General features: G+C 42.9%; 9 protein-coding genes. 1 reads left to right on the plus strand and 8 read right to left on the minus strand.

Annotated features, from left to right (window positions below; genetic code table 11):
• Positions 1–24 precede the first annotated feature (24 nt).
• The 5 genes from psb27 to smc all read right to left on the minus strand — a co-directional run bounded on the left by psb27 (position 25) and on the right by smc (position 7,654).
• Positions 25–435, minus strand: a complete 411-nt coding sequence (gene psb27, locus IGQ44_01875; GenBank protein HIK36726.1) for a photosystem II protein Psb27 — start codon at positions 433–435, stop codon at positions 25–27.
• Between the two features lie 65 nt (positions 436–500).
• A complete protein-coding gene (locus tag IGQ44_01880) occupies positions 501–1,691 on the minus strand; it encodes a TRC40/GET3/ArsA family transport-energizing ATPase (protein ID HIK36727.1) in 1,191 nt (396 codons plus the stop codon).
• 66 nt (positions 1,692–1,757) lie between these two features.
• Positions 1,758–2,471 carry a hypothetical protein gene (locus tag IGQ44_01885; GenBank protein ID HIK36728.1) on the minus strand — a complete coding sequence of 238 codons (714 nt, stop codon included), beginning with the start codon at positions 2,469–2,471 and terminating at the stop codon, positions 1,758–1,760.
• A 222-nt stretch (positions 2,472–2,693) separates the two neighbouring features.
• Positions 2,694–4,007: a hypothetical protein gene (locus tag IGQ44_01890; protein HIK36729.1), complete on the minus strand. Its 1,314-nt coding sequence runs from the start codon at positions 4,005–4,007 to the stop codon at positions 2,694–2,696.
• 71 nt (positions 4,008–4,078) lie between these two features.
• Positions 4,079–7,654, minus strand: coding sequence for a chromosome segregation protein SMC (gene smc, locus IGQ44_01895; GenBank protein HIK36730.1), 3,576 nt, complete (start codon positions 7,652–7,654; stop codon positions 4,079–4,081).
• A 168-nt stretch (positions 7,655–7,822) separates the two neighbouring features.
• Between smc and IGQ44_01900 the strand changes: the two genes are divergently transcribed.
• The gene (locus IGQ44_01900; protein HIK36731.1) at positions 7,823–8,731 is read left to right on the plus strand and encodes a sugar ABC transporter permease; all 909 of its coding nucleotides are present in this window, start codon (positions 7,823–7,825) and stop codon (positions 8,729–8,731) included.
• A gap of 464 nt (positions 8,732–9,195) precedes the next feature.
• Here the strand turns inward: IGQ44_01900 and IGQ44_01905 are convergent, their stop codons facing one another.
• From IGQ44_01905 to IGQ44_01915, 3 genes are read right to left on the minus strand one after another with little or no spacing between them, the layout of a single operon-like run.
• A complete protein-coding gene (locus tag IGQ44_01905) occupies positions 9,196–9,600 on the minus strand; it encodes an MAPEG family protein (GenBank protein ID HIK36732.1) in 405 nt (134 codons plus the stop codon).
• Positions 9,601–9,623: 23 nt separating this feature from the next.
• Positions 9,624–9,998 carry a c-type cytochrome gene (locus tag IGQ44_01910; GenBank protein HIK36733.1) on the minus strand — a complete coding sequence of 125 codons (375 nt, stop codon included), beginning with the start codon at positions 9,996–9,998 and terminating at the stop codon, positions 9,624–9,626.
• Between the two features lie 42 nt (positions 9,999–10,040).
• Complete coding sequence (locus IGQ44_01915) at positions 10,041–11,702, minus strand: NAD+ synthase (protein HIK36734.1); 1,662 nt, start codon at positions 11,700–11,702, stop codon at positions 10,041–10,043.
• Positions 11,703–11,730 lie beyond the last annotated feature (28 nt).

The following is an 11,730-nucleotide window of genomic DNA, read 5'->3' on the forward strand; positions in this document are numbered from 1 at the left end:
TTTTTCTAAGCCGACTTATATATTCTAGTATCCTTTTTTCAGGGCGAATTCTACTTGTTTAAATTCCTGTAGTATACGTTGTTTTAGTTTATCTGGTAGTGGTCGGGTGCCATAGGACGTATAGTAACCTGCCAGGGAATTAAGAGCGGTTTGCATAGTGGTAAAGGATCTTAATCCATTATACTTGTTATTGCGACGATAGCGGGCTATATAGTCGTTAATTTTTCTACGGGCTTGGGCTTGTATTTCTTTTTTCACTTCTGGTGGGGCATCTGCTGGCAATTCTACTGCCCTGGTTAACTCTTGTACCACTTCTATTGTGTCATTTACGTAGTTCCCAGTAAGACTATCAGCTAGGAGGGGGGGGGTATAAGCAAAAAAGAGGGTAAAGGCCAAGACAGAGGCGAGAATTCGAGTAATAGAGGCTCTAATCATGACAAGAATGGGTTGAGAACAGATTTGCTATGATTTTACCAGGGAAAAGAGACAGTTGTTAACTGTCAAGGGGCCTTAGTGGTGGCGAATTTAATTTTAAGGTAGTCTCCTTCCATTTTGGCGCCGGCGGGGGAGAGGGTAGCCAAAGCTTGGGGCAAAACCAGGTTACGACGGTGGTTTCCTATTCTAACATTTAATTCATCGCCGGTTTTGTTTAGTTTTATTTGTTGTTTGGGGATGCCTGGTAGATATAGTTCGAGACTGTAGGTTTTGTCTTCTTGGACTACTCTGATAGTATTTTCCCGGTAGTATACTTGAGTTGGGTCTTCGTCGCCGGGGTAGAGGGTGTCTTTAAGTCTTTCTAGGGCTGCCAAACCACACATTTCCTCGGGGAAGAGGGGTACTTCCTTTACGGGGAGGGGGTGGAAGTCGTCATATATTTGTTGCTTGTAGATTTTCTGGGTTTCTTTCCACTTTTGGAAGAAAGGGTCTTCTACGGTTTCTGGGATAATACGATTAGCAATTATCAGGTCAGTGGCCACATTATAAAGGCTAAGATAGGCATGGGCGCGGAGGGACTCTTTTATTACCATTTTTTCGGGGTTAGTAACAAGACGGACGGTGGTTTGGGTGTTGTCGGTAAGGACTTTTTCTAATTCTTCGATTTGGAGGTAGAATTCATAGGGTGCCTCCATTACCTCATTGGAGGGGAGAGAGAAACCGGCAATGGGTTTAAAGATGGGCTCAAAAATGGGGCGTAAGGCTGCTGACATGGTTTGGAAGGGTTTATAGAATTTGCGCATGTACCACCCGCCCACCTCTGGTAGACTTAATAGACGTAAGGCTGTGCCTGTGGGGGCCGAGTCTATAATCAGTACATCAAAATCTCCCTCATCATAGTGCCTTTTCATCCTCACTAGACTAAAGATTTCGTCCATCCCTGGCAGTATTGCCAATTCTTCTGCCTGTACTCCATCCAGTCCTCTTGCCTGAAGTACCTCAGTAATGTAGCGCTTTACAGCCCCCCAGTTGTTTTCTAACTCCATGAGGGCGTCCAACTCTGCCGCCCAGAGGTTGTCTTTGATAAGTCTGGGTTCATGTGCCAATTCTAGCTCAAAACTGTCGGCGAGGGAGTGGGCTGGATCTGTACTTAAAACTAGGGTTTTATAGCCAAGGGAGGCACATTTTAGGCCAGTTGCGGCGGCGACGGAGGTTTTTCCCACTCCCCCTTTTCCTGTCATCAGAATTACGCGCATATCCGTCAGTTCTAGTTCATTTCCCTTTTAGAGTATAACGTTTTGTTAAGAAATTTCGTGGTTCTTTTAAGTTTTTCCCGCCGCCAGGGTGGGGTAAAGGATTTCCTTAATGGGTTGGCGAGACAGGCAATACCAGTGACAGGCAAACAAATCCGGTTGTTGGATATGGATGGAGGCGATAGCGGGGGTGGCAGGGAAGGGCCAAAGGCGGTCGAAGATGATATCCTCTCCCATAAGGCGGAATTGTAGCAGATAGACGGAGGGGATTGCCCCTATAGAGTCTAACAAGTCATTAGCGAGACGATGTAGTTTTTTGAGGATGGGGGAGGGTAGGGTGTAGGGGTAGCGATAGTCGTTAGGAATTACCCCCTCCGCTATTATTGAGCCGTAGATTAGTTTTTCTTCTGTCATAATGATAGGCAGCCACAAATCCCCCAGCCAGCAGTTGTCTTTGCTGGTTTGGTAGCCAAACTTTGCCTCCACCCATTTCCTCCTGGCTTCCAAGTCGCGACAGGCTGCATATACTTGGCGTGCGGGGAAATCAAACCAATCTGGTAGTTTTATTGTAAGGGGGCAGTATATATATTCAGGGGAGGCTGGTGGTAGTTGTATAGATTTCGACCATAACTCAGCCCCACCAATGATTTCCACCTGGAAGTTTTTTCCCGACTGGGTGATACTTTTGGCTAACGCTGATGCCATTCTTTCCGTTACTGGGGATTTGCGGCTGATGTTTCCCCCTTCCACCTGGGCGTTAACAATTATAGTGACTTTTGACATCCTTCCACCTATCGGTTGCTAATCCCTATTATCCCAGTTTGAGGTGCTCAATCCTCGGGGTGTTTCGACTCATCACCATCCCCTTCTTGGATTCTTCTTTAATGGCCGTAGGAGGGGTTTAGGGTTTTTGTATTTTTTTTTGATTTACAAAGTAAATAATTCGACAACCCTTGCCCTAACATTTCCCATTATAGGAGAGGGGCAAGGCTGTCATCATGCAGTCTAACCCTGACTTTCTGGGGTTTCGGTTGGAGTAGTGGATGTAGTTTCTTCTACCTCAGCAGGGGGAGTGGTTTCTGTCTTAGTTTCTGCCTGAGGAGTTTCAGCAGGGGGAGTGATTTCTGTCTTAGTTTCCACTTGAGGAGTTTTAGCAGGGGGAGTGATTTCTGTCTTAGTTTCTGCCTGAGGAGTTTCAGCAGGGGGAGTGGTTTCTGTCTTAGTTTCCACTTGAGGAGTTTTAGCAGGGGGAGTGATTTCTGTCTTAGTTTCTGCCTGAGGAGTTTCAGCAGGGGGAGTGGTTTCTGTCTTAGTTTCTGCCTGAGGAGTTTCAGCAGGGGGAGTGGTTTCTGTCTTGACGGGTGGAATGGTTTCGGTAGGCAATTGTGTTTCCTCTACCGGTTTGTAGTTTTTGATGACAATGGCTTTGGCTTTTTCTAAGGGGATTTTGCCGGTTACCAGTTGTGCTAGGGTGTCTTGTTTGCTGGGATCGTATTCTACTGCCCTTACAGTACTATTAAAGGCATTGTTGACCACATTGCCATTTTCGTCTACATACTCCAGTTTAACCCAGTTGGTGCCTTTTTGGAATCCTTGTAGATAGATGGTTTCCCAGGTGTCTAACAGGAAAGACTCGCCGTTGACAGTAGTACGAATGCGCCAGTCTACAATATCATCCTGGGGGTTTTCCCGGGCAACCACATGGAGAGGGGCATTAGTTAGATAAAAGTCTAACATAAGTGGTTCGGCCCCGTACACCCCCTGGGGTTGGTTGTAGGTTAAAAGGGGTAGGTTTGGGGAGGGGTTGTTATCATCAGTGGGGGTGAAGACATGGAATATGGTTTGGGCGTAGGCTGTTGGGTTTTTAAAAGTCTCATTCCAGGGATAAGCCGCTATGACTCTGATAGTATGAGTGCCGGGTGCTAGATTAGATAACAAAATGGGCTCTTCTGTGCTATAAACTTCTTGTGGAGGTTGGTTGTCCAGGAATAATAGCAGATGTGGCCCCATTTGTAATTCTTCGTCTTTGAATAATTCTAAGCCCTCTACAGACACCCTCACGGCTACTTGTTGACTGTTTAGGGTTTCATTGTTGCCCGGAGAGATGATTTGTACTTTTGGTTTGGTGTAGGCGAAGGTTTCTTTTAGTTGTTGAATCAGGGGTGGGGGAGGCACTTCTTTTATTTTTTCTACTTTTGGGATAGGGGTTTTAGAATCAGTGTTGAAGGCTTGTACACTTTCGATGCTGTCCTTACAAGCGGTTATTGTCCAACTCAACAGGAAAACTGCTAGCCAGGAGAGGATTCTGCGACAAGTCATGTTTTCGCCGTTTCTGCCGTTGCTATTTCGTTACTAATGATAACGGATTTTGTTTATTTATTCGGAATGGGTTACAATTTGACTGCCAAAACTTGAGTATGGGCGCCACGGGCTTGTGTTACTCCTATTGTCCTCTCCGCTGCTTCTATCATTGGTCGTCTCAAACTCACCACTATAAACTGTGCATATTCCGCCTGTTTTTTTATCATTTTTGCTAGTTTTTCCACATTGGCGCCGTCTAAAAACATGTCTACTTCATCAAAGGCATAAAAGGGAGACGGACGGTATTGTTGTAGGGCAAAAATAAAACTGAGGGCAGTAAGAGACTTCTCACCTCCTGACATGGAATTTAATTTTTGCACCGGTTTTCCCTTTGGGTGGGCTACTAGGTTTAATCCTCCATTGAAGGGATTATTTTCGTCTTCTAGTTGTAGATAACCATCCCCCTCTGAAAGGGTGGCAAAAATCTTCTTGAAGTTTTCATTTACCGCCTCAAATGCCTCCCTGAATGCCCTTAATCTCAGAGTCTTTAGGTTTTCTATTCTCAACAGCAATTCCCTCCTTTCTGTCGCCAATGTATTCATTTTCTCTGATAATTCTGCCAATCTCCTCTGATTATTTTCGTACTCCTCTATGGCCAGCATATTCACGGGCTCTAGGGCGGCTATTTTCCTCTCCAGCCGGCTAATCTCCCCTCTTATATCTTCCAGTTTTTTGGCTAAAATTTCCGGTTGTATTTTGTCTATATCCTCCTCAAATAATTGCCTCGCCCCTGGTGTATTTGGAATTTCCTTGGGTAGCTCTCCTATTTGTCTGTTTATGTCTTCCAGTCTTAGCCGTAATTCCTCCTCTTTTATCCTCGTTTTCTCCAGGAGCAATTCAGTCTGCTTTTTCAAATCTTCTGTCTCTTTAATTTCCTCCTCCGTTTTGTCTCTTTGCTGTTTATATTCTTTCAATTTCGCTTCTATTTCTGCCAGTCTTGTTTCTAGCTGTTTTATAGTCTCATTTACAGATGTTTCTTGTTGTTTTAGCTGAGTAAATTTTTTATTTTTAGATGTCATTTCCTGATTTATTTCCTGAATTTGGCCCTTGAAGTATTGCTGCTGGCTCAGGAGTTTTTCTAGTTCGCCTTTGCCAGTTATTAACCGTCTTTCGGCAGTTTCCATCTGGCTATTAATTTCTTCCAGATATGCTTCTAGTTGTGAGATGGTTTGCTGCAATTGTTGCCACTGCTGACTGTTAAAAGTTGCCTCTAATTCCTTTAGGGTTTTGATTTTGTCTTCCAGGGAGTTTTGTAGGAGGGGAATGGCTTGGGCCAAATTTTCCAATTGCTGTTGACTTTGTTGCAGATGATGACGGTTTTCCTGGTAGATGGTAGTTATTTTTTCCACCTCGGCTTGTAGGAGTTGAATTTCTTTTTTACTGTGCTCTAGTAACAACTGTTGTTTGTGATAATCCTGTCTTGTTTTATTTAATTGCAGTGAGAGGGTTGACATTTCTCCCCTTTTTTGTGATAGGATGGTGGTAAGATGGGCCCTTATTGTTTCTATTTCCGCGAGTCTGGCAGAAAGGGAATGTAACTGGCTGCTAATGGGAGAGGGGGAAGAGAAGCCAAAGGGAAAGGTTGTGCGGGGGGGAAGACTGCCACCAGTGATGGCGCCACTGGTTTCTAGTAACTCGCCGGTGAGGGTTACAATGCGGTATTTGCCGAGGAAATTACGGGCGGATTCTAGAGAGTCAAAAACAAGGGTATTGCCAAAGACGTAGGCGAAAATTGGTTGATAACGAGGCTCAAATCGTACTAGATTGATAGCCAAATCAATAAAACCTGTGGCATTACGGACTGTCTGTGGCACATAAACGGGGGGAGGATTTATTTTATTAAGGGGGAGAAAAGTTGCCCTTCCGGCTTTTTGTTGTTTCAATAGTTGGATGGCCAAGGCGGCTACGTTGTCGTCTTCTACCACAATATAGCCGAGACGACTACCAGCAGCAATTTCTAAAGCCAGTTGATATTTTGTCTCAACTTCCCCCAGTTGAGCCACTAAACCACAGACGCCTGACAGGTTGGAGTTGAGAATAATTTTACTGGCTGTAGTGCCCTGAGCTTCTTGTTGTGCTTGTCTAGTAGCCTCCAATTGGTAGAATAGTTTTTGTTTTTCCCTTTCTTCTTTTTCTAGGCGGATGAGGGTTTCCTGATGTAGTTTTAAATCTGCTTCCAATTGGGATATTTTCTCCGTCAATTCTTGGACTTGTTGTCTGTATTTTTCCTCTTCCGTTTCCAGGGAGAATACTGTTTGCCGCTTGGCTTTTATTTCTTCTCCTAAGAATGCCAGTTTTTGTTGACTTTCTGCCAGAAGTTGTGAGAGGTTGGCACATCTTTCCTTCAACAATGCTTCTTGAGTGAGGAGAGGATTGAGTTTGTCTTGTAATTCTTTGATTTCCTGGTTTAATCCCCTTTGTTTGTTTAGCAATTCCTGGGAGTTACTGGCAAGAGAGTTGGCCTGTATTTTCTTTTGTTGTAGGGCAATTTTGATATTATTTCTTTCTGCTGCCAAGAAGGGGATTGTTTTCGTATCCAGGATTTTTATTTCGTCAAGGAGAGTAGCTATTTGGCCATCATTAACGACAATATTGGCGTTAATTTCCTGAATTTTTGCTGCATATTCTTCCCGGAGGGCGGTGAGAGTTTCTAGGTTTTTCCAAATGTTTTCTCTTCGGACTTTTTCCGTAGCTAACTGGGAGGTAATTTTGATTTTTTCGTCTTCTCCCAAGGCTTTGATGAGGTAATTTAAATGGGACAAATTCTCCTGAAGTTTTACGATTTTTTCTTGAAGCTGTTCTAGTTGTTTGCCAAGAGATTTTTGCTGGCTGTTAAGACTTTGTATTTGTTGGAATAGCCTGTGTTTTTCCTGTTGAAGATAATGCCAATTGACGACTAAATCCCATTGTTTTTTTTCCTGAATTTCGGTTTTTAGTTTTTGATATTTTGCGGCTTTTTCGGCGTCTTGTTTGAGTCTAATACTGTTTTGGACTAATTCCTCCTGAAGGATGCGACATGTTTCTTGTTTATCTTTGACGACATCAAGAGTGACTAAGGTTTGTTCAATTTTACGATCAAATTCCGCTACTCCTGCCAACTCGTCAATAATCTCCCTTCTCTCCCTACTGTTCATGGTTATGATACGAGTTACATCTCCCTGTAATACGATGTTATAGCCCTCGGGATAAATCCGCAGCCTAAGTAACTGTTCCTGTAGTTCTCCAGCAGTACAAGGGGAGTCATTGAGGTAGAAGGTGGAGGTATAGCTACCACTTTTTGTAACGCGGAGACGGCGGGTTACTTTCAATTCTCCCGATTCTGTTGGGTTATCATGGAAATTATCGAGGGAAAAAACGACGGATACAACTGTTTCCAATACGCCGCCATTTTCCTGATGATTATTATTGATTAAATCTGGCAGTCTTTCGGCGCGCATGCCTCGAGAGCTTGCTAATCCCAGACAGAATAATATACCATCTAGAATGTTAGATTTTCCCGAACCATTTGGGCCTGAGATTACCGTAAATCCTGGTTGTAGGGGGATTACCGTCTTTTTTCCGAAGGATTTGAAATGCTCCAATTCTATGCGTTTAATAAAAACCATATTCTGTCGTTGACAGGGGGGTGATTGTGGTTTTGTTGCCGTAAATTTTGACAGGGTTTATGGGGGTCGTATTATTATAACATGAACTGAGAATTTTACAATTTTCTTTCTGTTAACAGGGGGGAATAAAAGTCAAAAGACTGTTAGAATGGGGCTACTGTGTGGTGAATGGGGGTATACATGAGTAGACTACAGGTATTAAAACCGTATCTGTTTTTGTTACCGGCGTTGACAATTTTGTTTATAGTAGTTTTTTTCCCGGCTATTCAGGCATTTTCTTTAAGTTTTAGTCGCTTTGAATATGATTTGACGCAGCCGCCAGAGTGGATAGGATGGAGGAATTTTGAAAAACTGATGCAGGATGAGGTTTTCCAACAGACTGTGAAGAATACCCTGCTATATGTTGTTGGGGTGGTACCACCTTTGGTAATTTTATCCCTACTGTTGGCCATTTTAGTGAATCAGAAACTCCCAGGGATTCTTTGGTTTCGCACTACTTTTTACACTCCCGTGGTGGTATCGATGGTGGTAGCGGGAATAGCTTGGAAGGCAATATACTTGTCTAATGGGCTTTTTAATCAATTTTGGCTAAGTCTTGGCTTTAGGGAGGGAATTGGCTGGCTGACTAATCCAAAATGGGCTATCTGGAGTGTTATGATAGTGACCATCTGGAAGGGGCTAGGTTATTATATGGTAATCTACCTAGCCGGGTTACAAAGCATTCCTCCCGAGTTGTATGAAGCTGGGGCTATTGACGGTTCCGTAGGATGGAAGAAACATATTGATATTACCATACCTTTAATGCGTCCCTATATAATCTTAGTGGCTGTAATTTCGGCCTTGAGTGCCTCTAAGGTGTTTGAGGAGGTTTACATGTTGACTCAGGGGGGGCCTAACAATGCTTCCAAGACGGTAGTATATTACATGTACGAGAAAGCCTTTCGGGAATTAGAAATCAGTTACGCCTGTACTATAGGTTTGGTATTATTTGTTTTCATTTTGGTGTTGTCGTTGGGAAATTTATATTTTTCCAGGATAATGGGGGAAAAAGGCCATTGGCAAAGAGGAAATTATTAGAGAATTACTAGTGGGGATTTGCCTGTTGGGGAAAGGGGAAATAGTGGGGGGAGGTGAGGAATTGATTACAGATGGGTGATAATCATTATCCTGCGCTTGGGGAAAAACTAGTCGCCTAAGGGTAATAACCATTATATTGTGTCCTCCAAGCCATTGAAAAAAGTGGCAATAAGACTGTTGCAAAAGGAGGGGGAGAGTGGATGGGGATTGGAAAATGGGTTTTAAAAGTTAAGAGAAGGAGTGAGAAGGCTAGGCGGAGTAGGAAGCAGGAGAATAACAATCATTCTCCCACAGTGCAGGGGGAAAATCGCAGGTGGGTATAAACTCAACACTGATTCGCCTGTTGCCGGGGAATAGGGGTAATAGTGGGAATGGGGGATTAGCTATAGAGGGGGGATAATCATTTTCCCTTGTGGGAGGTGTGGGTGGGGGCAAAAGATATAAGGGTTTGTAACTGTAAATTCCTACGGGTTTGGGAGGTTGTTAAAAATAGAGGTAGACAGGGAAAATAGGCTGCCTAAAAGGAGGGCGATACTACTAAGACTACTAATAGCAAAACCCGGGGCTCTTTTGCCAGCTTCTTGATAGTATCCCCAGGCGTATATTACTCTTCCAAAAATCCAAATCCCCCCCAAAATTGCACCCCACAATTCGCTAACGTAGTAGGAGAAAATCCAGAGTAGGGGCAAGAAGAATACTAATTGCTCTAACATATTTTGTTGTACTCGTAGTGCCCTTTCAAAGTTTTCATCCCCCGTGGTAGCCGGAGGCATTATATTATATTTTCTCCTTGCCCTACCCACATTAATGGTGACTACAAAATAGACTATCAAAGCCGATACTGTGATTATAGCAGGTCCTAACAACATGGTTTTTCTCTCCTTGTTAAAAGCTAGGATTTCCAGTTATTTTTTGCCTGAGTAAGCACATATTCTGCTACTGCCTTTATTTCATCTTCTGTCAGCCGATTGCCAAAAGCCGACATATTATTTTTCCCCTGGGTGACTATTTGGATAATGGCTTCTGGAGAATCATAACCATATCTTTTTAGTGCCTTTAATTTGAGATTCTTCCCCCTCCTTATAATATTACTACCATTAGGGTGACAGGCGGCACAGTGGGTTTGAAAAATTTTTTCTCCTAGGTTGTGAGTAGGCGACTCTTGTGCCAGTGAGGGAGAAATGACTGTTAGCTGGAACAACAAAACGACAGTGGTTATAATCACAGAGGTTATGTGGTTTCCTCTTTTTTTGTGACCATTTTCCATAACCCTACCTCTCTACTTATAATAATTTTTCTGAGGACATATTTACTTATACCAGCGACTAGCAATTGGCATTTTCCAGCCGGTTCCGAATGCTTTGTCAGTAATTTTTAATCCAGGAGGTGCCTGTTTGCGTTTAAATTCTGCCATTGCTATCATCGTTATGACTTTTTGAATATTCTCATGAGAGTGTCCGGCTTTTGCGATTTCTTCAGGAGACTGTCGGAGGTGGATATATCTTTCCAGAATGTCGTCAAGGATGTTATATGGTGGGAGGGTATCTTCGTCTTTTTGGTTAGGCCTTAATTCGGCACTAGGGGGTTTTACCAGTGTATTTTCTGGTATAATTTCCTGGTTTCTGTTAATCCATTTACAGAGGGAATAAACTTTAGTTTTTGGCAAGTCAGCAATTACTGCCAGGCCTCCATTCATATCTCCATAAAGAGTACAATATCCCACAGCCATTTCTGATTTGTTGCCCGTAGAGAGGAGGAGATAGCCGAATTTATTAGCAATTGCCATTAGTAAAGTGCCCCTAATTCTGGATTGTAAATTTTCTTCAGCAATGCCAAATTCAGTATCTTTAAAAAGGGGATACAAAATTTCATCATAGGCTTTCATTACACCTTGAATTGGCAATATTTCCGTTTTTATACCCAGATTATTTGCCAATTGTTGGGCATCTGAGATAGAATGTTGCGAGCTATAGGGAGAAGGCATTAAAACACCTAAAACATTTTCTTTTCCCAAGGCAGAAACAGCGATTGTGGCTACCAGGGAAGAGTCAATGCCACCACTTAAACCTAAAACCGCCTTAGAGAAACCACACTTGTGGGCATAATCTTTTACTCCCAAAACAAGGGCGTTATAGATTTCTTCTTCTTCCTGCTGGTAGAGGGGATGGGGGGGAGAGAGGGGGAATAAGTCTTTTTTTCCGAGGCTATATTCTACATAAATTAAGTCCTCTGCAAATGGTTTTGCTCTAGCGATTATTTCCCCGCTTTTGTTAACAGAAAAACTGTAACCGTCAAAAATCAAATCATCATTGCCCCCCACCTGGTTTACATATATGATGGGTTTGTTATAATTTCTAGCCAGGTGTGAGAGCATTTCCTCTCTTATTTTTTGCTTGCCACAGACGTAGGGGGATGCAGAAAGGTTAATGATTAAGTCTGCTTCTAGCAAATCCTCTAGGGGGTTGACAGGATAATTTTTCTTGCCCCAAAATGACTCGTCATTCCACAAATCTTCACAGATGGTGACGCCTATCTTGAGGTCATCAATGTTAAAATAGTTGGCACGATTTCCTGGGCTAAAATAACGAGCTTCTTCAAAAACGTCGTAAGTAGGTAGAAGCCGTTTATGGAACAATTGTTTTATCTCACCATTAGCCAAAAGTGCGGCACTATTATAAAGAGGTTTTTCTCCCTGTATAGAAGCTGAAGGATTGGGAGTTACTGTGCCTATTAATACTTGTATTTCTGGGGGCGCTTCCTGGGCAAATTTATGCAAAGAGGAGTTGATTTTTTCGATAAAACTATTGTAGAATAGTAAGTCTTTAGGAGGATAACCACAAATAGATAATTCAGGAAAGAGGAGTAATTTTGCCCCTTGCCGGGAGGCCAAAGAGACTGTGTGGCGAATTTTGTGGAGATTGTAATCAATGTCGCCAATGATGGGATTGAGTTGGGCAATAGCTATTTTCATGGGGGCAACATTGTGCGGTGTTTCCCCA

The organism is Geminocystis sp. M7585_C2015_104, assembly GCA_015295805.1.
Classification (GTDB): domain Bacteria; phylum Cyanobacteriota; class Cyanobacteriia; order Cyanobacteriales; family Cyanobacteriaceae; genus DVEF01.